This window comes from Streptomyces sp. NPDC059875 (assembly GCF_042731085.1).
In the GTDB taxonomy this organism is placed as follows: Bacteria; Actinomycetota; Actinomycetes; order Streptomycetales; family Streptomycetaceae; genus Streptomyces.
This window is the reverse complement of the sequence record NZ_JBHWJZ010000009.1, coordinates 142,599-166,617: the sequence shown is the minus strand read 5'-3', so window position 1 is coordinate 166,617 and position 24,019 is coordinate 142,599. Positions and strand designations below refer to the sequence as shown.

General features: G+C 71.5%; 27 protein-coding genes and 1 pseudogene. 6 read left to right on the top strand and 22 right to left on the bottom strand.

Annotation, left to right across the window (positions count from 1 at the left end; genetic code table 11):
- Positions 1–8: 8 nt before the first annotated feature.
- The 7 genes from ACFV9D_RS14445 to tsaB form a co-directional block, all read right to left on the bottom strand.
- Positions 9–1,259: an RNA polymerase sigma factor gene (locus ACFV9D_RS14445; RefSeq protein WP_385145204.1), complete on the bottom strand. Its 1,251-nt coding sequence runs from the start codon at positions 1,257–1,259 to the stop codon at positions 9–11.
- Between the two features lie 68 nt (positions 1,260–1,327).
- Positions 1,328–1,687, bottom strand: coding sequence for a YciI family protein (locus ACFV9D_RS14440; protein ID WP_385145202.1), 360 nt, complete (start codon positions 1,685–1,687; stop codon positions 1,328–1,330).
- A 108-nt stretch (positions 1,688–1,795) separates the two neighbouring features.
- Positions 1,796–2,587 (bottom strand): polysaccharide deacetylase family protein, encoded by a 792-nt coding sequence (locus ACFV9D_RS14435; RefSeq protein WP_385145326.1) that lies wholly within the window; start codon positions 2,585–2,587, stop codon positions 1,796–1,798.
- Between the two features lie 99 nt (positions 2,588–2,686).
- A complete protein-coding gene (locus tag ACFV9D_RS14430) occupies positions 2,687–2,941 on the bottom strand; it encodes a hypothetical protein (protein ID WP_385145201.1) in 255 nt (84 codons plus the stop codon).
- On the bottom strand, positions 2,938–4,047 hold the full coding sequence (gene tsaD, locus ACFV9D_RS14425; protein WP_385145199.1) for a tRNA (adenosine(37)-N6)-threonylcarbamoyltransferase complex transferase subunit TsaD: 1,110 nt from the start codon (positions 4,045–4,047) through the stop codon (positions 2,938–2,940). The genes ACFV9D_RS14430 and tsaD overlap by 4 nt, the downstream gene beginning before the upstream one ends.
- The gene (rimI, locus tag ACFV9D_RS14420; RefSeq protein WP_385145324.1) at positions 4,037–4,504 is read right to left on the bottom strand and encodes a ribosomal protein S18-alanine N-acetyltransferase; all 468 of its coding nucleotides are present in this window, start codon (positions 4,502–4,504) and stop codon (positions 4,037–4,039) included. Before rimI ends, tsaD begins: the two co-directional genes overlap by 11 nt.
- 32 nt (positions 4,505–4,536) lie before the next feature.
- Positions 4,537–5,190, bottom strand: a complete 654-nt coding sequence (gene tsaB / locus ACFV9D_RS14415) for a tRNA (adenosine(37)-N6)-threonylcarbamoyltransferase complex dimerization subunit type 1 TsaB (protein ID WP_385145197.1) — start codon at positions 5,188–5,190, stop codon at positions 4,537–4,539.
- A 158-nt stretch (positions 5,191–5,348) separates the two neighbouring features.
- Here tsaB and ACFV9D_RS14410 point away from each other — a divergent pair, with 158 nt between their 5' ends.
- A complete protein-coding gene (locus tag ACFV9D_RS14410; protein WP_385145322.1) occupies positions 5,349–5,888 on the top strand; it encodes a hypothetical protein in 540 nt (179 codons plus the stop codon).
- Positions 5,889–5,997: 109 nt separating this feature from the next.
- Here the strand turns inward: ACFV9D_RS14410 and ACFV9D_RS14405 are convergent, their stop codons facing one another.
- From ACFV9D_RS14405 to ACFV9D_RS14355, 11 genes and pseudogenes are all read right to left on the bottom strand, one after another.
- A complete protein-coding gene (locus tag ACFV9D_RS14405; RefSeq protein WP_385145195.1) occupies positions 5,998–6,168 on the bottom strand; it encodes a hypothetical protein in 171 nt (56 codons plus the stop codon).
- Between the two features lie 110 nt (positions 6,169–6,278).
- The gene (tsaE, locus tag ACFV9D_RS14400) at positions 6,279–6,770 is read right to left on the bottom strand and encodes a tRNA (adenosine(37)-N6)-threonylcarbamoyltransferase complex ATPase subunit type 1 TsaE (RefSeq protein ID WP_385145193.1); all 492 of its coding nucleotides are present in this window, start codon (positions 6,768–6,770) and stop codon (positions 6,279–6,281) included.
- Positions 6,771–6,780: 10 nt separating this feature from the next.
- Complete coding sequence (locus tag ACFV9D_RS14395; RefSeq protein ID WP_385145191.1) at positions 6,781–7,953, bottom strand: alpha/beta fold hydrolase; 1,173 nt, start codon at positions 7,951–7,953, stop codon at positions 6,781–6,783.
- A gap of 25 nt (positions 7,954–7,978) precedes the next feature.
- Entirely contained in the window at positions 7,979–9,127 is a 1,149-nt protein-coding gene (gene alr / locus ACFV9D_RS14390) for an alanine racemase (RefSeq protein WP_385145189.1), read from the bottom strand.
- Positions 9,128–9,147: 20 nt separating this feature from the next.
- Entirely contained in the window at positions 9,148–10,068 is a 921-nt protein-coding gene (locus tag ACFV9D_RS14385; protein ID WP_385145187.1) for a L,D-transpeptidase, read from the bottom strand.
- A gap of 205 nt (positions 10,069–10,273) precedes the next feature.
- Positions 10,274–11,707: an NAD(P)H-hydrate dehydratase gene (locus tag ACFV9D_RS14380; protein WP_385145185.1), complete on the bottom strand. Its 1,434-nt coding sequence runs from the start codon at positions 11,705–11,707 to the stop codon at positions 10,274–10,276.
- 88 nt (positions 11,708–11,795) lie between these two features.
- Complete coding sequence (locus ACFV9D_RS14375; RefSeq protein ID WP_385145183.1) at positions 11,796–12,164, bottom strand: holo-ACP synthase; 369 nt, start codon at positions 12,162–12,164, stop codon at positions 11,796–11,798.
- Positions 12,165–12,168: 4 nt separating this feature from the next.
- A complete protein-coding gene (gene glmS / locus ACFV9D_RS14370; protein ID WP_385145181.1) occupies positions 12,169–14,016 on the bottom strand; it encodes a glutamine--fructose-6-phosphate transaminase (isomerizing) in 1,848 nt (615 codons plus the stop codon).
- 39 nt (positions 14,017–14,055) lie between these two features.
- The gene (locus tag ACFV9D_RS14365; RefSeq protein WP_385145179.1) at positions 14,056–14,817 is read right to left on the bottom strand and encodes a hypothetical protein; all 762 of its coding nucleotides are present in this window, start codon (positions 14,815–14,817) and stop codon (positions 14,056–14,058) included.
- Between the two features lie 74 nt (positions 14,818–14,891).
- Positions 14,892–15,089 carry a DUF397 domain-containing protein gene (locus ACFV9D_RS14360; RefSeq protein ID WP_385145177.1) on the bottom strand — a complete coding sequence of 66 codons (198 nt, stop codon included), beginning with the start codon at positions 15,087–15,089 and terminating at the stop codon, positions 14,892–14,894.
- A 37-nt stretch (positions 15,090–15,126) separates the two neighbouring features.
- Positions 15,127–15,384 (bottom strand): annotated as a pseudogene (locus ACFV9D_RS14355) (Scr1 family TA system antitoxin-like transcriptional regulator); the annotation flags it as partial.
- A 98-nt stretch (positions 15,385–15,482) separates the two neighbouring features.
- Here ACFV9D_RS14355 and ACFV9D_RS14350 point away from each other — a divergent pair.
- The 3 genes from ACFV9D_RS14350 to ACFV9D_RS14340 all read left to right on the top strand — a co-directional run bounded on the left by ACFV9D_RS14350 (position 15,483) and on the right by ACFV9D_RS14340 (position 17,761).
- Entirely contained in the window at positions 15,483–16,214 is a 732-nt protein-coding gene (locus ACFV9D_RS14350) for a TetR/AcrR family transcriptional regulator (protein ID WP_385145175.1), read from the top strand.
- Between the two features lie 61 nt (positions 16,215–16,275).
- Positions 16,276–16,677, top strand: a complete 402-nt coding sequence (locus ACFV9D_RS14345; RefSeq protein ID WP_385145173.1) for a hypothetical protein — start codon at positions 16,276–16,278, stop codon at positions 16,675–16,677.
- A gap of 10 nt (positions 16,678–16,687) precedes the next feature.
- On the top strand, positions 16,688–17,761 hold the full coding sequence (locus ACFV9D_RS14340) for a M14 family metallopeptidase (protein WP_385145171.1): 1,074 nt from the start codon (positions 16,688–16,690) through the stop codon (positions 17,759–17,761).
- A 245-nt stretch (positions 17,762–18,006) separates the two neighbouring features.
- On the opposite strand, the gene ACFV9D_RS14335 is transcribed toward ACFV9D_RS14340, so the two are convergent.
- Genes ACFV9D_RS14335 through ACFV9D_RS14325 form a run of 3 tightly spaced genes read right to left on the bottom strand, consistent with a single transcriptional unit; the run spans position 18,007 to position 20,380 of the window.
- Positions 18,007–19,395 carry a sialidase family protein gene (locus tag ACFV9D_RS14335; protein WP_385145169.1) on the bottom strand — a complete coding sequence of 463 codons (1,389 nt, stop codon included), beginning with the start codon at positions 19,393–19,395 and terminating at the stop codon, positions 18,007–18,009.
- 6 nt (positions 19,396–19,401) lie between these two features.
- Positions 19,402–20,154, bottom strand: coding sequence for a hypothetical protein (locus ACFV9D_RS14330; RefSeq protein WP_385145167.1), 753 nt, complete (start codon positions 20,152–20,154; stop codon positions 19,402–19,404).
- Positions 20,147–20,380: a hypothetical protein gene (locus ACFV9D_RS14325; protein ID WP_385145165.1), complete on the bottom strand. Its 234-nt coding sequence runs from the start codon at positions 20,378–20,380 to the stop codon at positions 20,147–20,149. Before ACFV9D_RS14325 ends, ACFV9D_RS14330 begins: the two co-directional genes overlap by 8 nt.
- Positions 20,381–20,601: 221 nt before the next feature.
- On the opposite strand from ACFV9D_RS14325, the gene coaA reads away from it, so the two are divergent.
- Both coaA and ACFV9D_RS14315 read left to right on the top strand, forming a co-directional pair.
- Positions 20,602–21,606: a type I pantothenate kinase gene (gene coaA / locus ACFV9D_RS14320; RefSeq protein WP_385145163.1), complete on the top strand. Its 1,005-nt coding sequence runs from the start codon at positions 20,602–20,604 to the stop codon at positions 21,604–21,606.
- 18 nt (positions 21,607–21,624) lie between these two features.
- On the top strand, positions 21,625–22,584 hold the full coding sequence (locus tag ACFV9D_RS14315) for a DUF389 domain-containing protein (RefSeq protein ID WP_385145161.1): 960 nt from the start codon (positions 21,625–21,627) through the stop codon (positions 22,582–22,584).
- Between the two features lie 25 nt (positions 22,585–22,609).
- Here the strand turns inward: ACFV9D_RS14315 and glmM are convergent, their stop codons facing one another.
- A complete protein-coding gene (gene glmM, locus ACFV9D_RS14310) occupies positions 22,610–23,968 on the bottom strand; it encodes a phosphoglucosamine mutase (RefSeq protein WP_385145159.1) in 1,359 nt (452 codons plus the stop codon).
- Between the last annotated feature and the right edge of the window lie 51 nt (positions 23,969–24,019).

Below are 24,019 nucleotides of genomic sequence, written 5' to 3'. Positions count from 1 at the left end.
CGGAACCCCTAGAGAGGGTTCCGCCCCACCCGCTCCGCCCGCTCCCGCAGCAGGGCCCGCTCCCGCTCGTTGCGGGTCAGCGAGGCCGCCCGCTCGAACTCCGCCCGGGCCTCCTCCGTCCGCCCCAGTCTGGCCAGCAGGTCGCCCCGTACGCTCGGCAGCAAGTGGTAGCCCGCCAGGCCGGGTTCGCCGGCCAGGGTGTCGACGAGCGCGAGACCCGCCTCCGGGCCCTCCGCCATCGAGACGGCGACCGCACGGTTCAGCTCGACGACCGGGGAGGGCGCGACGGCCGCCAGCCGGGCGTACAGGGCCGCGATGGTCCGCCAGTCCGTCTCCTCGTACGTCAGGGCCTTCGCGTGGCAGGCGGCGATGGCGGCCTGGAGGGCGTACGGGCCGTACGTACCGCCCTCGCCCGCCCGTTGCAGCGAGGCGAATCCGCGCCGGATCAGCAGCCGGTTCCAGCGGCTCCGGTTCTGGTCGGCGAGGAGGACCGGCTGCCCGTCCGGTCCGGTCCGGGTCGCGAACCGGGACGCCTGGATCTCCAACAGGGCGGCCAGTCCGTGGACTTCGCCCTCCTTCGGCATCAGCCCGGCGAGCACCCTGGCCAGCCGCAGCGCGTCCTCGCACAGCGCCGGCCGCAGCAGGTCGTCGCCCGCCGTGGCCGAGTAACCCTCGTTGAAGATCAGGTAGATGACCTCGAGGACGGAGCCGAGCCGGGCCGCACGCTCCTGCCCGTACGGCACCTCGAACTCCACGCCCGCCTTCGCCAGCGACCGCTTCGCCCGCACGATCCGCTGCGCGACCGTCGGCTCCGGTACGAGGAAGGCGCGGGCGATCTCGTCCGTGCGCAGCCCGCCGAGCAGCCGCAGGGTCAGCGCGGTCCGCGCCTCGGCGGAGAGCACCGGGTGGCAGGCGGTGAAGATCAGCCGCAGCAGGTCGTCGTCGATGTCCTCGGGACCCGACGGCTCGGGGTCGTACGTCTCCTCGGTGAGCTCCCGGCCCACCTCCGCGAGCTTGCGCGCGTACGTCTCGCGGCGCCGTACGAGATCGACGGCCCGGTTCTTCGCGGCGGCCGTCAGCCAGGCGCCCGGCCGGTCCGGGACACCCGTCCGCGGCCACTGCTCCAGGGCGGCGACGAGCGCGTCCTGGGCGATCTCCTCGGCGATGCCGACATCTCGGACGATCCTCGTCACGGCGGCGATGATCCGCGGCGACTCCATCCGGAAGACCGTCTCCACCGCACGAGGGGTACTGGGCACGGGTGCTGTCACGGTTTCCCATGACAGCACACCCGCCCGGGCGTCACCTCTCCGTCAGCCCGACTCCGTCAGCCCATCTCCTCGATCTCACGCACCTCGCAGGTCACCTTCCACTGCGGCGGGTGGACCTCCAGGAACCGCTTGGCCCACTCCATGGCCTCCGCCTTGTCCCGGCACTGGGTGATGGAGTAGCCGCCGACGACCTCCTTGGTCTCGGTGAACGGGCCGTCGGTGTAGCCGATCTTCCCGCCCTCCCAGATCACGCGGGTGGCCTCGGAGGTGGGCTTGAGCCCGGCCGTCTCCAGCATCACGCCGGCCTTGGTGATCTCCTCGAACAGCGCGCCCATCCGCTCGTCGAAGCCGGGGTCGGCGTCCTCCAACTGGAAGGCGCCCTCTTCGATGCGGATCATCGTCAGGTAGCGGGGCATGGTCTGTCTCCTTGCGTGGCGGGCGGGGCCGTTCCCCGCCTTTCACTCATACGTCGAACGGGTTCCGCCCGCATCGACACCACGCGCGAAGAAATTTCCGGGAACGTCTCAGACGTAGTCCTCCAGGCGGGCCACCGTGAAGCCCTGCTCCTGGATGTGGCGCAGCATGTTGGCCGTCATCCGGGTCATCGTCGTGCCCTTGAGCTCGGACGGGCCGCGGAAGTGCGCCAGGATGATGTCGCCCGGGTGCAGCTTCTTGTCGCCGCGCTGGTACTGCATGTTCTTGATCTGCATCGACTCGCGCCACAGCACGATCGCGTCCACCCCGCACGTGCCCGCGGCGGCGCGGGTGTCCTCGTTCCAGTTGCCGTACGGCGGACGGAAGAGCCGCGGGGGCGTCCCGTACTCCTTCGCCAGCTTCTCCTGCTGACCGCAGATCTCCCGGCGCTGGGCGGCCGGGCCGAGTGTGCGCAGGTTCGGGTGGGTGAGGGTGTGGTTGGCGACGCCGTTGCCGAGGGCGGTGAGCGGCTTGAAGTAGCCGTAGTCGGCGCGGATGGCGGAGTCGGTGAGGAACATCGTCACCGGGACGTTCAGGTCCTCCATCATCCGCACGAACTCCGGGTCCTTCTCGGCCCCGTCGTCGATCGTGATGAAGACGACCTTGTCCTCGGTCGGGATCTCGCTGATGACCGGGACCGGTCCGCCGACGGCCCGCTTGACCGGCTTGGTCTTCGGCGGGGCGGGCGGGGCGGCGAAGGGCTTCAGGCCCCACTTCCGGTACGCGGCGGCGGCCTGGGCCGCCTTGTCGGGGGCCTTCGGCGCCTCGGGGGCCGCCGCCGCGGGAGCGCCGCCCCCCGCCTCACGCGGAGTGGCGTCCGCACCGGAGGTGCAGCCCGTCATCAGCAGGGCCGCGACGGTCAGCGCCGCCCACGTCACGATCTTCTTGTCCACGCCGAGTGTCACGTGGTGGATGATGCGACAAAATGACCGGAGGTTGCCTCAGTCCACGGACTCGAAACGCCAACGATGCACCGGACGGGTGAGCAGGTCCCCCGCCGGCTCCGGCAGTTCGGGCAGCTCGGCGTCGAGCGCGGGCGCCTCCCACCAGGTCAGCACGAGCACCCGGTCCTGCGGGGCGCGGAAGGTCTCGCGCCGCAGCGGCTCGTACGGCAGGATCTGCCCCCGCGCCCACTCCAGGAGCTCGGCGCCACGGCCCTGGACCGCGCGCGCCTCCCACATCAGGACGACCCTCATGAGTAGAGGTTCTCCTTGCTCACCTCATGCACGTGGTCGTGGTCGTGGGAGTGCCCGTGGGTGCCCGGCACGTGCGGGTCCGTCACCGGAAGCGACGAGTCCGCCGACAGCTCCCAGTCGGAGGCCGGCCGGTTGCGCGCCACCATCTCCGCGCCCAGGGCCGCCACCATCGCGCCGTTGTCCGTGCAGAGCCCGGGCCGCGGCACCCGCAGCCGGATCCCCGCCCGCTCGCACCGCTCCTCGGCCAGCGCCCGCAGCCGCGAGTTGGCCGCCACACCGCCACCGATCATCAGGTGGTCGACGCCTTCGTCCTTGCAGGCCCGGACGGCCTTGCGGGTCAGCACGTCGACGACCGCCTCCTGGAAGGAGGCCGCCACGTCCCGCACCGGCACCTCCTCGCCCGCCGCCCGCTTGGCCTCGATCCAGCGGGCCACGGCGGTCTTGAGACCCGAGAAGGAGAAGTCGTACGCGGGGTCCTTCGAGCCGGTCAGACCGCGCGGGAAGGCGATCGCGTTCGGGTCGCCCTCCCTGGCGAGCCGGTCGATGACCGGACCGCCGGGGAAGCCGAGGTCGAGCACGCGCGCGATCTTGTCGAAGGCCTCGCCGGCCGCGTCGTCGATGGTGGCGCCCATCGGCCGGACGTCGGCGGTGATGTCGGGCGCGAGCAGCAGCGAGGAGTGGCCGCCGGAGACGAGCAGCGCCATCGTCGGCTCGGGCAGCGGGCCGTGCTCCAGCTGGTCCACGCAGATGTGCGAGGCGAGGTGGTTCACGCCGTACAGCGGCTTGCCGAGCGCGTACGCGTACGCCTTCGCCGCCGAGACACCGACCAACAGGGCCCCCGCGAGGCCGGGTCCGGCCGTCACGGCGATGCCGTCGAGGTCGCGGGCGGAGATCCCGGCGTCCTTCAGTGCGCGCTCGATGGTCGGGACCATCGCCTCGAGGTGCGCGCGCGAGGCGATCTCGGGCACGACTCCGCCGAAACGGGCGTGGGTGTCCACGCTGGAGGCGACCGCGTCCGCGAGCAGGGTCGTGCCACGGACGATGCCGACCCCGGTCTCGTCGCAGGAGGTCTCGATGCCGAGTACGAGCGGTTCGTCAGCAGCCATCAGAATCAGTCTCTGTTCCTTGAACGGTCAGTCGCATCACGAGCGCGTCGACATTGCCCGGCTGGTAGTAGCCGCGCCGGAAGCCGATGGGCTCGAAGCCGAAGCGCTCGTACAGCTTCTGGGCCCGGGTGTTGTCCACCCGTACCTCCAGCAGCACCTCGTCGCACTCGAAGGCGGTGGCGTGCTGGAGCAGATCGGTGAGCAGCCGGGCGCCGAGCCCGGTCCCCCACTGGTCGCGGGCGACGGCGATCGTCTGGACGTCGCCGAGGCCGCCGGCGGCGGCGAGCCCCGCGTACCCGACGAGCTTCCCCTCGGCCTCCGCCACGACATAGCGGCGGGTGGCCCGGGGCCCGCGGGCATGCGCCAGCTCGGACCAGAACATCCCCTCGGACCAGGCGTCCTCGGGAAACAGCTCGTGCTCGAGGACGAGCACGGGCTCGATGTCCCACCAGCGCATCTCGCGCAGGGTCGCGGCGGTGGTCACGGCGGTCACTTGGGGGTGACCACCTTGTAGTTCTTCGGCACCTGGGCGTCGGGCCGGCGCAGGTACATCGGCAGCGGGTCGAGGAAGTCGGCGCCCGCCGCGAGCCGTTCCGCCGCCAGGGCGGCCAGGGCGCCCGCCGACTGGTGCTCGGGGTCGCGGGCGTCCGGGAAGACCTCGGGGTAGAGGCGCGCGCCGGCGCCGACGACCGGAAGTCCGGCGACCTGCTCGGCGATCTCGGCCGGCCGGTCGACGGCCGCGTCGGTCACGCGCGTACGGGAGTTCTCGTACCGCGCCCAGTAGACCTCCTTGCGGCGCGCGTCCGTCGCGACGACGAACGGCTCCTCGATCCCGGAGGCGTACGCGAGCCCGTCCAGCGTGCACAGGCCGTGCACGGGCACGCCGAGCACGGAGGCGAAGGTCGCGGCGGTGACCAGACCCACTCGAAGTCCGGTGTACGGCCCCGGTCCGACGCCGACCACGACACCGGTGACCGCGTCGAGGGCCAGCCCGGCCTCCTTGAGGACCCGGTCGACGGCGGGCAGCAGGAGCTCCCCGTGACGGCGGGCGTCGACCTGCCGCGACTCGGCGACGACGGATTCGCCGTCGTGGAGGGCGACGGTGACGGCGGGCGTGGCGGTATCCATGGCGAGCAAGAGCACGCAAACAGCCTACGGCTCCCGGCCGGTCCGCACGGCGCCCCGTCCCGGTCGCCCGCGACTGCTACCGTCACGTCGAACATGTATGGGGGTACCTCCCGGGCCGAAGGCTCCGGGGGAGGAAGGTGGGCAGCACGGTGGCACGGAGCAGCTCGGGATTCGTGGCCGGGCTCACGGCGGCGGCGGTCGCCGCGGTCGCCTTCCTCGCCTACCAGGCGTCGGCGAACGCGCCCGCCGACGTGTCGGCCAAGCCGAGGACCACGGCTTCGGCCCCGGCGGCCTCCGTGACCGGCGGCCCCGAGAAGCCCGCCAAGGACCCCCTCGCCGTCCCGGCGGACTCGGGCAGCGGTGCGCGCGTGGTGTACGCGCTGGCCGAGCGCCGGGTGTGGCTGGTGGACACGAAGGGTCAGGCCACGCACACCTTCTCGGTCATGCCGAGCACGGTCCACCCGGTACCGGGGGCGTACACCGTGTCCTCGCGCTCGGGCACGGTCCGCGGCTCGGACGGGGTGCAGATCGAGCACGTGGTGCGGTTCACGACCGTGCAGGACGTCTCGATCGGCTTCAGCGCGGCGGTCGACGGCACGCTGCCGACACCGGACCCGGCGCGGAAGACGGGCGGCATCCGCATGAAGCGGGCGGACGGCGACGCGATGTGGACGTTCGCATCGATCGGCGCGAAGGTCGTGGTCGTCGCGTAACGCGGGGCCCGTACGCGGGCACGCGTGGTGCGCGGGGCCGTACGGCGCCACGCCTGACTCGGGGGCCGTGCGCGGCACGCCTCACCCGTCCCCCATTCGGGTTACGCGCCTACGCGGCCTCGCGGCGGAGGGTGTCGTCCCGCTCCGCGTCCTGCTCGGCGGCGGCTTCCGGGTCCGTCGCGCGCGGGGGTGTCGACACCGCGCTCGCCGCGGCACAGGACGCCAGCAGCTCACTCATCGAGATGCTCTCGTCCGCGCGCTCGCGCTCTGGCGTCGCCATGCATGCCTCCCGTAGGTTAGGTGCACCTAACCAGCTCGTGCATCCATGTCACCACGGCTCGTACGACCGACGCAACATCTTCCCGACACCTTGTCGGAACCTACGTACGTTCAGCTCAGCCCGAGGTTCTCGTCGGCCCACCGCGCACCGATCCCGCGCAGAACGACCGTGCGCCGGTCGTCGTCCGTGTCGCCGACGACCCGGTGGATCAGCACGTGCAGCCGGTCGTCCGTCAGGTCCTCGACCTTGCCGTCGCCCCACTCCACGACGACCACCGACTCGGGCAGCGAGACGTCCAGATCGAGGTCCTCCATCTCGTCGAGGCCACCGCCGAGGCGGTACGCGTCGACGTGGACCAGCGCGGGTCCGCCGACCAGGGACGGGTGGACGCGGGCGATGACGAAGGTCGGGGAGGTGACGGCGCCGCGCACGCCGAGGCCCTCTCCCAGGCCGCGGGTCAGCGTCGTCTTCCCGGCGCCGAGCTCACCGGTGAGCATGACGAGGTCGCCGGGGCGGAGCAGCTTGGCCAGGCGACGGCCGATCTCCTGCATCTCCTCCGGGGAGTCGATGTCGAGGGTGGCGGTGGAGTGCGGTTGTTCCATACGGCCCAACCTAACTGCTGCCGGAACCCGCCTTCGCCGCCGCCGCGGGCACCGCTCCGACCTTCGCGAGCAGGTCGGCGAGCCGGTCCGTCACCACCTCGGGGTGCTCCAGCATCACCAGATGGCCGCCGTCGTCCACGATGACCAGCTCCGCTTCCGGCAGCAGGTCGGCGATGGCCTCGGTGTGCGCGCTGGGGGTGACGAGATCGCGGTCACCCGCGAGGGCGAGCACCGGGATCTCGCGGAAGACCTCGAGCGCCGCCGCCTTGTCGTGCTCGGCGAAGGCCGGGTAGAACTCCGCGACCACGTCGATCGGCGTCGACTCGATCATCCGCTCCGCGAACCGGGCGACCGCCGGGTCCACGTCCCTGGACGAGAAGGAGTACTTCTTGATCAGCCCGGCGAACAGGTCGGCCGTGGCCCGGCGGCCCCGCTCGACGAGCTCCGCCTGCGAACCGAGCGCCTTGAGCACGCCCGGCAGGACGCGCCGCACGGCGTTGACCCCGGCGACCGGCAGCCCGTAGTTGACCTCGCCGAGCCTGCCGGCCGAGGTGCCGACGAAGGCCGCACCGACGACACGCTCGCGGACGAGCTCCGGGTAGCGGTCGGCGAGCGCCATGATCGTCATGCCGCCCATCGAGTGTCCGACGAGGACCAGCGGCCCCTCGGGCGCCGCCGCGTCGATGACGGCCTTGAGGTCGCGGCCCAGCTGGTCGATGGAGACGGGCACGCCGTCCGGCCCGGACTGGGCGACCCCGCGGGCCGAGCGTCCGTGACTGCGCTGGTCCCAGTGGACGGTGCGGACCAGGCCGCGCAGCGCCGCCCGCTGGAAGTGCCAGGAGTCCTGGCCGAGGCAGTAGCCGTGGCTGAAGACGACGGTGACGGGCGCGGGCGCCTTGCGGCCGAAGAGCCGCCGGCGACGGGGGGCGGGCGCGTCCGACTCGACCTCGTCGATCTCGTAGTACAGCTCGGTGCCGTCGTCGGCGAGCGCCTTGCCGGAGGTGCCGCGCAGGGAGCCGTAGGGGCCGGAGGCGTCGAGGGCGAGCCGTGCCCTCTGTCGCATACCGCGCCCGACCGTGAGCCGCTCGATGGCGACGCCGGCCGCCGCACCGGCGGCGAGCACGCCTATCGCGGCGCCGGCGAACCCGGCTCGCCGCCAGTTGTCGGTGCTGGACTCGCTCACTGCCGCTCCCCTGTTCGGTCGGTGCTCAGCCGTTCACATAGACGCGCGGGACGCGTGCCCCGATGCGGGTGACGATCTCGTACGCGATGGTGTCGGCGGCCTCGGCCCAGTCCTGGGCGGTGGGCTCACCCCGGTCGCCGGGCCCGAAGAGCACCGCTTCCGTACCCGGTTCGGGCTCGTCCCCGCCGAGATCGACGACGAACTGGTCCATGGCGACCCGCCCGGCCACCCGGCGGACCCGGTCGCCGACCAGAACGGGGCCGCGGCCCGAGGCGTGGCGCGGGACGCCGTCGGCGTACCCGAGCGGGATCAGCCCGAGGGTGGTCTCGCCCTCGGTGACGTAGTGGTGCCCGTAACTGACGCCGTGCCCGCCCGGTACCTGCTTGACGAGGGCGACACTGCCGATCAGGGACATCACGGGCCGCAGCCCGAAGTCTCCGGGCGTACCGAGCTCGGGGCTGGGCGAGACGCCGTACATGGCGATGCCGGGCCGGACCAGGTCGAAGTGGGCCTCGGGCAGGGTGAGGGTGGCCGGGGAGTTGGCGATGTGCCGGACCTCGGGCTCGACACCGGCCTTCTCGGCGTAGTCGAGCATCGTGCGGAAGACGTCGAGCTGGGAGGCGATGGAGGGGTGGCCGGGCTCGTCGGCGCAGGCGAAGTGCGACCAGAGTCCGGTGACGGTGACGAGTCCGTCCTTCTCGGCCTTGAGGGCCTCGCCGACGAGTTCGGGCCAGTCGGCGGGCTGGCAGCCGTTGCGCCCGAGTCCGGTGTCGGCCTTGAGCTGGATACGGGCCGGCTTCCCGGTCTCTCTGGCGGCCTGGACGACCTCGCTCAGGGCCCACATCCCGCTGACGGCCATGTCGAGACCGGCCTCGATGCCCTCGGCCCAGGGGTCGCCGGGGGTCCAGAGCCAGCACAGGATCCGCGCGTCCGTGATCCCGGCGGCGCGCAGGGCGAGCGCCTCGTGCGGGGTCGCGGTACCGAGCCAGTCGGCGCCCGCGTCGAGGGCGGCGCGGGCGCAACGGATCGCGCCATGTCCGTACGCGTCCGCCTTGACCACGGCCATCACCTGGACGTGGGGCGCGACGCGGGCGCGCAGCGTGCGGACGTTCGCACGCAGCGCACCGAGGTCGATCTCGGCGCGGGCTCTGCGGGGCGGCGGTGTCTCAGTCATCGCGCCCAGTCTCTCAGGTGTCAGCTCCCGGGCCGCTTTCCCCAGATGTAGACCCGGTCACCCTTGCGCAGGAGGTCCCAGAGTTTCTTGGCGTGGGCGTGGCTGAGATTCACGCAGCCGCGACTGCCGGTGGGCGTGGCGAGCTGGCCGTAGACGGCGTGGAAGGCCTGCCCGCCGTCGAAGAACTGGGCGTAGGGCATGGGGGTCTTGTAGATGGACGACCAGTGGTTCTTGTTGCGCCAGTAGATCGTCTTCCAGCCGGTGCGGGTGCGGTAGCCGGGGCGCCCGCTGCGCATGTTGACCACCCCGAAGGTGACCTTCCTGCCTTTCTGTACCCACAGGAGCTCGCGGTTCAGGTCGACGCAGACGACGGTGTACGTCTTGACCGGGCACTTCCCGGCGGCGTTGGGGTTGGCGCGGGCGGCGAGAAGCTCGGCGCGGGCCCAGGTGACGGGGCCGGCGTAGCCGAGGGCGGGCTTGATCTTCTCGCGTACCTGAAACGCGCGGATGACCTTGCAGTCGGCGGCGGACTGCCTGCCGTCGACCTTGAGCTTGAGCAACTGCTCGACGCGCCGCTGATGGGACCCGGTCTGGGTGGTGCAGGCGGCGGCGAGAGCGCTGCGCGGCAGATACTCGACCAGCTCGTCGACGACCTCCTCGGGCTCGGGCACGGGAACCCCCTCCCCCACCTCGCGAAGCGGCGGCAACACCTGGTCGGGCGTATCCATGGGGTACTCGGCCTTCCCGGCCCCGGCGACCCCGGGAACGAGGGGGTCGGGGTCGGCGGGGGCGGGCTCGGCGGAGGCCGGGGACGCGGAGTCGGCGATGGCCGGGGGCGCGGAGTCGGCGGCGGCGGGGGACACGGGCTCGGCGAGCGCGAGCGCAGGCGCGGGGGCAAGCGGAAGGGCGATTGCGGCCACGAGCAGAAGCGGCAGCGTCACGGCACGAGAGGGCGCGGTCCATCTGATCACCCACCCAGCCAACCCGCCCCCACCCCACCCCGCCCGCCCAACCCCACGCCTGGTCCAACGGGTTCGCCCAACCGGGGGTGGGGGCCGTGGGGGGCCGGGGGGCCGTGATGGGCCGGGGGGCCGTGAGGGGCCGGGGCAACCCCCGTCCCACGACGTCGGGTGGGGGCTCAACGCCCTACGACGTCACGTCGCGCCACGCGCCCCGCAACGCCGACGCCACATCCCCCGCCGCGACCGGCGCGCCCCCCGACGCCCGCCGCGCCGCCAGCCCGTGCAGGTATGCCGCCACCGACCCCGCGTCCAGGGCCCGCAGCCCCGCCGCCAGCAGCGACCCCGCCAGGCCCGACAGCACGTCCCCGCTCCCCGCCGTCGCCAGCCACGACGTGCCCGTCGGGTTCACCCGTACCGGACCCGAACCCCCCGCCTCCGCCACAAGCGTCGTCGAGCCCTTCAACAGCACCGTCGCCCCGTACCGCCCCGCCAGCTCCCGTACCGCCGCCAGGCGTTCCGACTCCACCGACTCCCGGGAGACACCGAGCAGCGCCGCCGCCTCCCCCGCGTGCGGGGTCAGCAGCGTCGGCGCCGCCCGCTCCCGTACCACCGACGCCTCCAGGGCCCGCAGCCCGTCCGCGTCCACCAGAACCGGCACGTCCGAGGCCAGGACGTCCGCGACCCCCGGCCCGTCACCCAGCCCCGGCCCGACCACCCACGCCTGCACCCGCCCCGCCTTCCCCGGCGGCCCCGCATGCACCAGCGTCTCTGGGAAGCTCGCGATCACCGCGTCCCCCGCCGGCCCCACGTACCGCACCGCTCCCGCCCCGCCCCGCAGCGCCCCCGACACCGCGAGCACCGCCGCGCCCGGGTAGCGCGCGGACCCGGCGACGACCCCCACCACACCCCGCCGGTACTTGTCGCTCTCCGCGCCCGGCGAAGGCAACATCCGTGCCACGTCCTCGTGTTGGAGCGCCTGGAGCTCCGGCACGGACGGCAGGAAGTCCCCGAGGCCGATGTCCACGAGCCGCAGCGCCCCCGCGTACTCCCGCGCCGGGTCGATCAACAGCCCCGGCTTGTACGCCCCGAACGTCACCGTCGCGTCCGCCCGCAGCGCCTCCCCCACCACCTCGCCCGAGTCCGCGTCCACACCGCTCGGCAGGTCGACGGCGACCACGACCGCGTCCGAGCCGCGCGCCGCCCGCGCGACCGGGACCGCGTCCGGCCGCAGTCCGCCACGCCCGCCGATGCCGGTGATCCCGTCCAGGACGAGATCGGCCACGGCGAGCGCCTCGTACGGGTCCTCCGCCACCCGCCCGCCGGCCGCCCGCAGAGCCGCAAGACCGCGCTCGTGGGCACGCGACCCCAGCAGGACGGCCGTCACACCCGCCCCGCGCCGCGCGAGCCGCGCCCCCGCGTAGAGCGCGTCGCCCCCGTTGTCGCCGCTGCCGACGAGCAGCACGACCCTCGCCCCGTACACATGCCCGCGGCCGAGGAGCGAGAAGCAGGCGGCGGCGAGCCCCGCCGCCGCCCGTTGCATGAGCGCGTCCTCGGGCAGCGTCGCCATCAGTGCGGCCTCGGCGGCCCGTACGGTCTCCACGCGGTAAGCGGTACGCATGTCCCGCAGTCTGCCGCACACCTCAAGCCGCCGCCGGGAGGCGGAGGCTGACGCCTCCTCACCGACCGACGCCACCGGCACCGCTCCGCTACCCCTCCGCGATCACCACGGCCGAGGCCACCCCCGCGTCATGGCTCAGCGACACATGCCAGTGCCGAACACCCAGGTCCGCGGCGCGCGCCGCCACCGTGCCCCGCACCCTCAGTCGGGGCTGGCCGGTGTCCTCGACGTACACCTCCGCGTCCGTCCAGTGGAGTCCACCCGGCGCGCCGAGCGCCTTGGCCACCGCCTCCTTCGCCGCGAACCGCACCGCGAGGGAGGCGGTGCCGCGTCGTTCACCGCTCGGGAGCAGCAGCTCCCGCTCGACGAAGAGACGCGTGAGCAGCCCCGGCGTCCGTTCGATCGACGCGGCGAAGCGGTCGATCTCCGCCACGTCGATCCCCACCCCAATGATCATTCGTTCACTCCACGGTCACGGATTTCGCCAGGTTCCGCGGCTGGTCCACCTCGTTGCCGCGCGCCGTCGCCAGTTCACAGGCGAAGACCTGCAGCGGCACGGTGGAGACCAGCGGCTGGAGCAGCGTAGGCGTTGCCGGGATACGGATGAGATGGTCGGCGTACGGGACGACCGCCTCGTCGCCCTCCTCCGCGATGACGATCGTCCGCGCCCCGCGTGCCCGGATCTCCTGGATGTTCGACACGATCTTGTCGTGCAGGACGGACCGCCCGCGCGGCGAGGGCACGACCACCACCACCGGCAGGTCCTCCTCGATGAGCGCGATCGGCCCGTGCTTCAGCTCGCCGGCCGCGAAGCCCTCGGCGTGCATGTACGCGAGTTCCTTCAGCTTCAGCGCGCCCTCCAGGGCCACGGGGTAGCCGACGTGCCGGCCGAGGAAGAGCACCGTGTCCTTGTCGGCGAGCGAACGGGCCAGCGCGCGCACCGGCTCCATCGTCTCCAGGACGCGCTCGACCTCGTCGGCGATCCGGGAGAGCTCCCGGATCACCGCGTGGATCTCGTCGCCCCACTTCGTCCCGCGTACCTGTCCCAGGTACAGCGCCAGCAGGTAGCAGGCGACCAACTGGGTCAGGAATGCCTTCGTGGACGCGACGGCGACCTCCGGCCCCGCGTGCGTGTAGAGAACGGCATCGGACTCCCGCGGAATGGTCGAACCGTTCGTATTGCACACGGCCAGCACCTTCGCGCCCTGCTCGCGCGCGTGCCGCAGCGCCATCAGGGTGTCCATCGTCTCGCCGGACTGCGAGATCGCGATGACCAGCGTCCGCTGACCGAGGATCGGATCGCGGTAGCGGAACTCGCTCGCCAGCTCCACCTCGCACGGGATCCTGGTCCAGTGCTCGATGGCGTACTTGGCGATCATCCCGGCGTGGAAGGCCGTCCCGCACGCGATGATGACGATCTTGTCGGCCTCGCGCAGCACCGCGTCCGGGATGCGTACCTCGTCGAGCGTCAGACGCCCCTCGGCGTCGATCCGCCCGAGGAGGGTGTCGGCGACCGCCTTGGGCTGTTCGGCGATCTCCTTGAGCATGAAGTAGTCGTAGCCGCCCTTCTCGGCGGCCGAGGCGTCCCAGTCCACGTGGTACGCCCGTACGTCGGCGGGGACACCGCTGAAGTCGGTGACCTCGACGCCCTCGCGGGAGAGCTTCACGACCTGGTCCTGGCCCAGTTCGATCGCGGACCGGGTGTGCGCGATGAACGCGGCGACATCGGAGGCGAGGAAGAACTCTCCCTCGCCGACGCCCACCACGAGGGGCGAGTTCCGTCGGGCCCCGACCACGACGTCCGGCTCGTCCGCGTGCACGGCGACCAGCGTGAAGGCCCCGTCGAGCCGACGGCACACCAGCCGCATGGCCTCGGCCAGGTCGCCGCAGGAGGAGAACTCCTCGGCGAGCAGATGGGCCACGACCTCGGTGTCCGTCTCGGACGCGAGGACGTGGCCGCGCTCTTCCAGCTCGGCGCGCAGGGCGGCGAAGTTCTCGATGATCCCGTTGTGGACGACGGCCACGCGCCCCGCGTTGTCGAGGTGCGGGTGCGCGTTGACGTCGGTCGGCCCGCCGTGGGTGGCCCAGCGGGTGTGTCCGATGCCGGTGGACCCGCTCGACAGCGGCCGGTCCACCAGCTCCTTCTCCAGATTGACGAGCTTGCCCGCCTTCTTCGCCGCGGCCATTCCCCCGTCGGAGAGCACCGCGACGCCGGCCGAGTCGTAGCCCCGGTACTCGAGCCGCTTGAGGCCCGCGATCACCACATCAAGCGCCGACTGCCCGCCGACGTATCCCACGATTCCGCACATGGCGGCAGCCTACGACCGAACCCGGCCCGTGGCCCGGACTCAGCCGAGCTTGGCGGCCTGCGCGTCGATGACGGCCTTCGGCAGCTCCTTGACCTCGCCGGCGAGGCTGATGACGGAGAAGGAGGCCAGCGTGTTGCCCTTGCGGAAGGCCACGACCTTGCTGATGAACGGCTTGCCGTCCATGTCGGTGGTGACGGTGAAGGCCACGGCCTCCTCACCGGCGGTCACGGTCTCCGGAGCGACCTTGCCGATCTTCGTCTCCTCGCCGCCACCGGTGAGCGTGAAGCCGCCCGCGCACTCCGCCCCGGCCTTCTTCAGCGAGGCGAACGCGTCCTGCGCGCCGCTCCCGTCGTACGACCCCAGCGTGATGGCCGACACCGGAGCAGCCAGCGCCCCCAGAGCCTCCTCGGGCGAGGCCGACGGACCCTCCGTCTTCGGCACCTCGATGGCCTTGCGCTGCACGCTGGCGGCCGGGTTGCCGGTGGCGATGAACGACATGGCATCCGCGATCGGCTTGCAGTCGGCCTTGTCGGTGGTGACGTCACTGGACTTCACCACGTCGGTGGGCTTGGCCTTCTGCACCTGGTGGCCCTTGAGATCGGCCTGCTCGACGATCAGCTTCTCGAGCTCCGCGACGGACAGCGCCTTGGCATCGGGCGCGGCAGAAGCGGAAGCGGAGGCCTTGGGCGCGTCCTTCCCCTTGTCCTCGCCCTTCCCGTCCCCACCACAGGCGGTGACGAGCAGCGCGAGCGAGGCGGCGGTGGCAGCGACGGCGGTACGGCGAAGGGCGACGGTTCTCATGGTTCAACTCTCATCTCGGGCAGGCGAATCTGTGAGCACCCTATGCGCGCGACGGTCCGATGATCACGGAATTTTCAACCGGTACGTGGTCGCAACGCTCCCGCTCCCACGGCCTCGAGGAACACCCGCAGGGCACCAGGACTCGCGGGGACCACGACCGCGGGCACCTTGCTGTCACGGAGCCGCACCGTCCCGTCGGGCGCGAGGGCGACGCAGACACAGTTGGAGCCGTCGGGACTGTAGGAGGACTTCCTCCACTGATACGTGGGCACTTCGCGCCCCTCCTCACACCGCGGAGGAGGCGGGCCGGATCTCGGTGATGTGCTCCAACTGTGCACGGGCGACTTCCGGACCCCCGAAACCCATGCGCAGCGCGGCCTCGTGGATCAGCGCCGTGTACGGAAGGGGCCGAGGCCGGTAGAGGATTTCCTGCCGCTTGATGCGGTGGGCCAGCCGGCGCTCCGCCTCCTGGAGCAGCAGCGGGGGAGCCACCTCTCTGAAGATGGCACGCGCATGGTCCGTGGTCTGTAGGAGTGCCGGGATGTGGATCACCAGGGCGACACGCACCCTGACATCCGTCGCCCACCGGCGGTCTGCGACATGGGGATATTTAGTACAATGGTATACGAAGTGTACTTCGTATCCTTATTTCCGGAGGTCGGGGCATGAATGATCCGGACACCCCGGAGAAGCGCGGGCGCCTGAGCCGCCCGCTGGTGCTCGCCGCGGCCGTCGCCCTGGTCGACCAGGAGGGCCTGGCTGCGCTGACCATGCGGCGCCTGGCCACCGACCTGGGAGTGGAGCCCATGGCCATCTACCGGTACACCGCCGGCAAGGAGGCCCTGCTCGACGGCCTGGTCGAGGCCTTCTTCGCCGAGGTCAACGACCGGCTGCGCACCTCGGTCGAGGAGTCCGCGGGTCCGGCCGACGTGTCCGCCTGGCGGGTGGAGCTGCGCCGAATCGCCCGCGCCTTCGCCGCGGTGGTGCACGCCCACCCGGAGCTTCTGCCCGTGGTGGCCACTCGGCCGCTCTCCGTCCCGGTGGCCCGGCGCCCCGCACCGATGCTCCAACTCACGGAGCACATCCTTTCCGTGCTCGCCCGGGCCGGCTTCGACGACACCACCGCACTGACGATCTACCGCGCCTTCGCGGCCTGGAACCTCGGCTGCCTCCTCGTCGACAAGCGCCAGGTCGTCGACAACCCCGACGAGCCCGACCTCATGCTCCGCCTGGGCCTGCACCGACTGCCCGCCTCCCAGTACCCCAGACTGCGTGCGCTCGTCCCGCAGCTCGCCGAGTACGACGACGAGCAGGAGCTGATCGCGGGCCTCGACAGCCTCCTGAGCCGGATGCCCGAGGCGCCCCTTGACGCTTTCTACGGCGGAAGCGCACGCTGAGGATACGAGGTACACATCGGGCGTATCGATACGTACCCGCATATGCGTACGTTTTCGCGCCGTGGGTGATAACGGCCCCGACACCCTGATGCCGGCTCTGGCCCTGCTCCCCGATGTGAGCCCGACGGCGCCCGAGGGAGGCCGTGTGATGTCCAACGAGTACACGATTCTGCGCGTCCGGGTCACCGCCAGGGACCCCGACACCCTGCGCACCCTCCTGCGCGAAGCCCACCCCGACGTGGGCGGGCGGGTCCGCCAGGCCGAGGACGGCAGCTGCACCATCGACGCCTACGTCACCCCCGACAAGGCCGAGGCCCTCGAACGCGAGGGCGTGACGGTCACGGTCGTCGAGGACGCCACCGCCGTTGGGCGGGCCCGCCAGGCCGAGGTCGGCGAGGGGGACAGGTTCGCTCCGGAGTACGAGGTTCCGCAGGGACTCGGCCTCAAGGTGAACGACACGTAGGAGGGACGCCATGCCCTACATGAACATCGTCGAGGTCGAGTCCGGCGTGACCAGCCTGGCCACTGCGTTCCAGGACACGAGCGGCCTCATCGAGCTGCCCGAGCCCTCCGTGGAGGGCCGGACCTGTCACGCCCTGCGGATCGGCACCAAGCTCCGAGAGCCCAAGGACGCCATCGTCCTCACCGGCGGCCTGCACGCCCGGGAGTGGGGCAGCTGCGAGATCCTCGTCAACTTCGCGGCCGACCTGCTGCACGCGCAGGCCGGCGGTACGGGCCTGGCGTACGGGGGCACGCAGTTCACCTCCGCCCAGGTGCGCACGATCCTCGAGGAGCTCGACGTCGTGGTCTTCCCGCTCGTCAATCCCGACGGCCGGCGCTACAGCCAGACCGTCGAAGCGGACTGGCGGCGCAACCGCAACCCGGCCCAGTCCGGCGGGGACCCGGACTCGATCGGCGTCGACATCAACCGCAACTTCGACTTCCTCTTCGACTTCGAGACCGCCTTCCACCCGCTCGCCCCGGTCCGCGTCTCGAACGACCCGGCCGACCCGAACCAGACGTACCAGGGCCCCGAGCCCTTCTCGGAGCCCGAGACGCGCAACGTCCGCTGGCTGATCGACCACTTCCCGCGCACCCGCTGGTACGTCGACGTGCACAGCTACACCCAGACCATGCTCTACGTCTGGGGTGACGACGACAACCAGTCGAACGATCCGACCAGGACCTTCCAGAACTCCGCCTTCAACGGCAAGCGCGGAATGAAGAACGACCAGCTCTACGGTGAGTTCATCCCAAAGGTGGACGCCGACGACTCCACCGTGCTCGCCGAGCAGTTCTGCAAGGCGCTCAAGGGCGTACGCGGCAAGATCTACACTCCGAAGCCCGCTTTCGACCTCTACCCGACCTGCGGCACCAGCGACGACTACATGTTCGCGCGCCACATCGTCGAGCCGGGCGACGACAGGATCCTGGCTTTCACCGTCGAATGGGGGATGGAGTTCCGCCCGCCGTGGTCGGAGATGAAGAAGATCGTCCTCGACGTCGACGCCGGACTCGTCCAGTTCTGCCTCACTGCTCTCGCCTGAAGCGTGTTGCAGAAGGTTGTGATTGGGCAGGTCAGGGCGGGATTTGTGGCTGGTCTGATATGCGGCGAGCGCGAAGGATCTTGTTGTAATGCGGTCTCTCCGGGCACGGGCCGCGCCGCGGCAACCACCAATGACGACCTGCACGTTCGTGCGGTAGTAGACCGCCACCACGGCCGACCACCACCGGGTCCTGCTGGTGGTGTCATGATGCGGCAGCTCGCCGTGGCGGCTCGCCCCCGCCCGGGTCAGGCGGCCCGGTGGTAGAAGAACGGGTCAATGGACGGGGGCACGCGCGTGACGTTGTCGAGGTCGAGCAGCTGGTGGCTGACGAAGTCGGCGTGGCGCTGGTAGGTCACGCCCTCGGGGAAGTTGGCCGGGTCTGGCGTGTTGTTGCCCGAGAACACCCCGTAGAAGTCCCGGTCGACCGTGAGCAGTCGCATGTAGTCGCCCAGGTACGGCAGGCCCTGTCGCGCGGGGACGTTCGCCGGGGCCTGGTGCAGCTTGTGCCGCTCCGGCGTTGTCTGCCAGTCGTCGTCCGTCAGCTCCAGCACCGTCACCCACTGCCCCTGCGTGAACCGCTGGCTGGCCAGCCCGAGCAGGGAGTCGGTGTTCACCGCGAGCGCCGGATTCTTGGCATCGGTGATGGTGCGCAGGTCGGTGGACCAGGTCTGGCCGTGGTCGGTGGAGTGACGCACGTGCAGGGTGTAGTCCGTGCCCGTCAGCCCGCCGACCCGGTCGCACCAGGCGATCCAGACGCTCCCGGGGTTCGTGGGGTCCACCGCGATCGACAGGTCACCGCCGAGGCGCTCCTGCCCCATCGTCGCGCCGAACTTCACGAAGCGCTGGGTGGCGACCCGTTGGCCGGGGGTGGAGTCCTGGGCGTCCTTGAGGTGCTCGAACGGGTTCGCCCCGACGGCGCCGTTGTCGTCCCGCGTGACCACGACGTCGAAGAAGACGTTCGGGCCCGACCTGTTCTGCCAGCTCTGGAACACCGCGTACACCGTACCGGCGGGATGCAGGGCCACCCGTACCGGCGGCCCGTCCTGGCCCGTGGTCGCGCGCTGTTCGATCGAGTGGCGCTTGAAGTTGGCCGGCGGCGGTGCCGTCCGGGCGTTGCCCGAGACGTCCACGGTCGCGGTCCGGTCGGTTCCCTGCCCGAAGTCGTTGTTGGCGACGTAGACGCGGTCCCGGACGGTGCCGTTCACGCTCACGCTCCCGGCCACGACCCACGGCTGGTCCTCCTCGTCCCGGGATACGAGCACCTGCATCGGCGTGGTCGAGGAGATCCCGGGGGAGCGCAGGACCTGCATGCGGAGGATGCTTTCCACAGCGGCCTGGCCGTTGAGGATGCCCGCGTACAGGGCGCCCCCCGTGGAGGCGAAGCTGACCGAGATGTCACCCGTGCCCAGGCCCGGGGTGCCGCCCGGCACGATGCTGCGCAGCACCCAGGTGTCCCCGCCGTTGGCGGAGACGTAGACCGGGGCGAGCGGACCTCCCATGGGGTCGGGCGTGAACGCGGTCGCGATCATGTCGGTGGGGTGCTCCGGGTTGACCGCGAGGCTGGGTTCGCCGTCCTGGGTCCTGTCGCCGCTGAGCGCGACGGGCGTGATGTTGACGACCTTCAGTGCGGGCATGTCCCCTCACCTCCGAGCGGCTTGCAGCGTGTCGACCTTCTGCACCGGCTGGTGGTCACCGGCATGGAGGATCTGGAAGGGCGCCCACTCCCGCAGCGCGCCCTCGGTGGCGTGCAGGATCCACATCCCCTCCTGCGACGCCTTGGGCTTCGGCGCCTTGTACCAGCGGAAGTCGAGGCTGTTGGGGTACAGCACGTCGACCGGCCCGGGCTCGACCTGCCCCTGCTCGACGGCGGACACCTCGATACGGGCGCGCCACCAGTCGGGGTCGTGCTCGGAGGGCTGGTCGGCGGCCATCTGCTCGAGGCCCACGACCACGCCCACCACGACGGCGTCCGCCTCGGCTGCGTGCGTGACCATGTCCTCGTCCGCGATGTCGCGTTGCAGCGCCGAGAAGGGCATCGCGTCGGCCGTCCTGGCCACCATCGAGATGTTCTCCTGGACGGTGTCGGCAGGCAGCCGCCCGACCTCCGTAACGGCGAGGCCTTCGCCGTAGACCATCCCGTCGGTGAAGAACGCGGCGGCGTCGCCGACGGCGGGTGGGTCCAGGTCGCCCGACAGCTGGATGGTGACCTCGCTGCCCGCGAGCTTCTGGAAGGCGTCGGGCGCGTGCAGCACCGTGTCCACCTGGACCACGGCCGTCCGTTCGTCGACCGGTACGTCCGTCAGCCGCGCGTGGCCGAGTTGTGTGATCGTGCCGACGAAGCTCAGCCGGGAGCGCTGGATGAGCGTCCTGACGTCCTCGGGACCTTCAGGCATGGCGGTCTCCTCCTCCCGCCTCGTCCGGCCGCCTCGCGCGAGGCGTGTGCGCGACCGGGTGGGTTCGGCGCCATTCCATCCGCGCGCCGAGGGCACACAGGACGGTGGCCAGGGCCATGACGGCCACGAGGAGCCACTCGAGGGCTCCTCTCCCGGTGTCCGGCTCGACGCCGAAGAGCAACGCGATCCAGTCGTGCCCGATGAGAGTGACCACGAAGGGCAGCACGGACCGGGATCCTAGGACCACCCCGTACCGGGGGTGTGGTATCGAGGGGACTCTGCCCGGGCGTATACCTACGACGCATACATGCTCTGTATACACAGTCTCCGCGCGTCCGCGTCCCTGGTCAACCCGCCTCCTGCCCTCGGCACGGGCCTCCCGTGCACCCGCCCCCGCGTGACCCACCCCACCCCCCACAACCGCCCCCGACCCACGACAATGGCGGGGTGATCACTTCGCCGCCACGAAGCGCCAACGGCAACGGCAATGGAGCCGCGCCCCGACGGGGCCCCGAGGCCACGCCGTACGTCGACCTCACCCGGGCCGAGTGGAGCGCGCTGCGCGACAAGACGCCGTTGCCGCTCTCCGCCGACGAGGTGGAGCGGCTGCGGGGGCTCGGGGACGTCATCGACCTCGACGAGGTGCGGGACATCTATCTGCCGCTGTCCCGGCTGCTCAATCTCTACGTGCAGGCCACCAGCGGCCTGCGCGGCGCGCTCAACACCTTCCTCGGGGAGCGGGCGGAGCAGCGCGGCACGCCGTTCGTCATAGGGGTCGCCGGCTCGGTCGCCGTCGGCAAGTCCACCGTGGCCCGCCTCCTCCAGGCGCTGCTCGCGCGCTGGCCGGAGCACCCGCGGGTGGAGCTGGTCACCACCGACGGCTTCCTCTACCCGATGGAGGAGCTGAAGGTGCGCGGGCTGATGTCCCGCAAGGGCTTCCCGGAGTCGTACGACCGCCGGGCGCTGACCCGGTTCGTCGCCGACATCAAGGCCGGCAAGGAAGAGGTCACCGCCCCGGTCTACTCCCACCTGATCTACGACATCGTGCCCGGCGAGCGGCTCGTGGTGCGCCGCCCCGACATCCTGATCGTCGAGGGGCTCAACGTCCTCCAGCCGGCGCTGCCCGGAAAGGACGGCCGGACCCGGGTCGGTCTCGCCGACTACTTCGACTTCTCGGTGTACGTGGACGCGCGGCCCGAGGACATCGAGCGCTGGTATCTGAACCGATTCCGCCGCCTGCGCGAGACCGCGTTCCAGAACCCGTTCTCGTACTTCCAGAAGTACACCCAGGTCTCCGAGGAGGAGGCCCTGGACTACGCCCGCACGATGTGGCGGACCATCAACAAGGTGAACCTGCTGGAGAACGTGGCCCCGACGCGCGGCCGGGCGACCCTCGTCGTCCGCAAGGGGCCGGACCACAAGGTGCAGAAGCTGTCCCTGCGGAAGCTGTGACCCCGTTAAGGTGCGGCCATGCTGCATCTGCGGATCATCACCCCGTCCGTCCGCACGGACGCCGTTCTCGAGCTGATCGACACGACCGTGGGGACCACCCATCTCGCGGTGCTCGAAGGCGTCGCCCGCGATCCCGGCGGCGACATCGTCCTCGTCGACGTGGCGCGCGAGGCCGGCGACGAACTCCTTCACGGATTGCGGGAGTTGGGCATCGACAGGGTGGGCTCGATCGCCGTCGAGAACATCGACCTGTCGCTCTCCGACCGCGCCGACAAGGCGGAGGAGGAGGCACCGGGCGAGGCGGCGGACGCGGTGATCTGGGAGCAGCTCACGGAGACCTCCCAGGAGGAGTCCACCCTCACCATCACCTACGCGGCCCTGATGATCGTGGCCACGATGATCGCGGCCTGCGGTGTGGTCCTGGACAACGCGATCCTGATCGTGGGGGCCATGGCGGTCGGCCCGGAATTCGGCCCGCTCGCCGGGATCAGCATGGGCCTGGTGCGGCGCGCGCCGAAGGAAGCCTGGCGCTCGCTGATCGCCCTGCTGGTCGGATTCGCCGCGGCGATCGTGGCGACGACCCTGTTCAGCCTGGTGATGGACGCCCTCGACCTGTTCGAGGAGGGCATGCTCGACGCGCCGCGCCCGAACACCGGCTTCATCTTCCAGCCCGACCCGTTCTCGTTCGTCGTGGCGGTGCTCGCGGGCGTGGCCGGAGTGGTCTCGATGACCTCGTCGAAGGCGGGCGTGCTGGTCGGCGTGGCGATCTCGGTGACGACCGTCCCGGCGGCCGCGAACGCCGCCGTGGCCCTCAGCTACGGGGACGTGGCCCAGATGTGGGGTTCAGCCGAGCAGTTGCTGCTCAACCTGGGCGGCATCGTCGTCGCCGGCGTCCTGACGCTCCTCGGCTGGAAAATGCTGTGGCGCACCCAGCGGGGACGGATGATCCGTCCGCCGGGTGCGCCACGGAAGTACTAGCCCGGTACCGACCGACTGCCGCGATCTAGCCGAGCGCGGACTTCACCACGTCGGCCAGGCGGCCGGCCACGGCCCGCGCCTGCTCGATGTCGGCGGCCTCGACCATCACCCGTACGAGCGGCTCGGTGCCCGAGGGGCGGAGCAGCACCCGGCCGGTGGAGCCCAGTTCGCGCTCGGCGTCGCCGACCGCCGCGGCCAGCTCGCCGGAGGTCTTCACGCGGGACTTGTCCACGTCGGGCACGTTGATGAGGACCTGCGGCAGCCGCTCCATGACGGAGGCCAGCTCCGCGAGCGACTTGCCGGTGGCCGCGACGCGCGCCGCCAGCATCAGGCCGGTCAGCGTGCCGTCGCCGGTGGTGGCGTGGTCGAGCACGATGACGTGCCCGGACTGCTCGCCGCCCAGCGCGTAGCCGTGCTCCTTCATGGACTCCAGGACGTACCGGTCGCCGACCGCCGTCTGCACCAGCTGGAGCCCCTCGCGCTCCATCGCCAGCTTGAAGCCGAGGTTGGACATCACGGTCGCGACAACGGTGTCGCCGCGCAGCGTCCCGGCCTCGCGCATGGCGAGGGCGAGCACGGCGAGGATCTGGTCGCCGTCGATCTCGTTGCCGGCCGCGTCGACGGCGAGGCAGCGGTCCGCGTCGCCGTCGTGGGCGATGCCGAGGTCCGCGCCGTGCTCGACGACGGCGGCCTTGAGCAGGCCGAGGTGGGTGGAGCCGCACCCGTCGTTGATGTTGAGGCCGTCCGGGGCCGCGCCGATCGTGACGACCTGGGCGCCGGCCCGGGAGAACGCCTCGGGCGAGACGTGCGAGGCGGCGCCGTGCGCCTCGTCGAGGACGACCTTCAGCCCGTCGAGCCGGTTCGGCAGGACGGCGATGAGGTGGGCGACGTACTTGTCGAAGCCCTCGTCGTAGTCACGGACCCGACCGACGCCGGAGCCGGTCGGCCGCTCCCACGGGGCGCCGGTGCGGTGCTCCTCGTAGACGGACTCGATCCGGTCCTCCAGCTCGTCGGCGAGCTTGTGACCGCCGCGGGCGAAGAACTTGATGCCGTTGTCGGGCATCGCGTTGTGGCTGGCGGAGAGCATCACACCGAGGTCGGCGCCGAGCGCTCCGGTGAGATACGCCACGGCGGGGGTGGGGAGCACGCCGACGCGCAGGACGTCCACGCCCGCGCTCGCGAGACCCGCCACGACGGCGGCCTCCAGGAACTCTCCCGACGCTCGCGGGTCACGCCCGACCACCGCGGTCGGCCGATGGCCCTCGAAGGTCCCCGCCTCGCCGAGCACATGCGCCGCGGCGACCGACAGGCCGAGCGCCAGCTCTGCCGTCAGATCCGCGTTGGCAACACCGCGCACGCCGTCCGTGCCGAAGAGTCGTCCCACAGCTGTCCTCCGAAACTGCTCCGAAAGTGCGATCCCCTGAGCACGTGATGC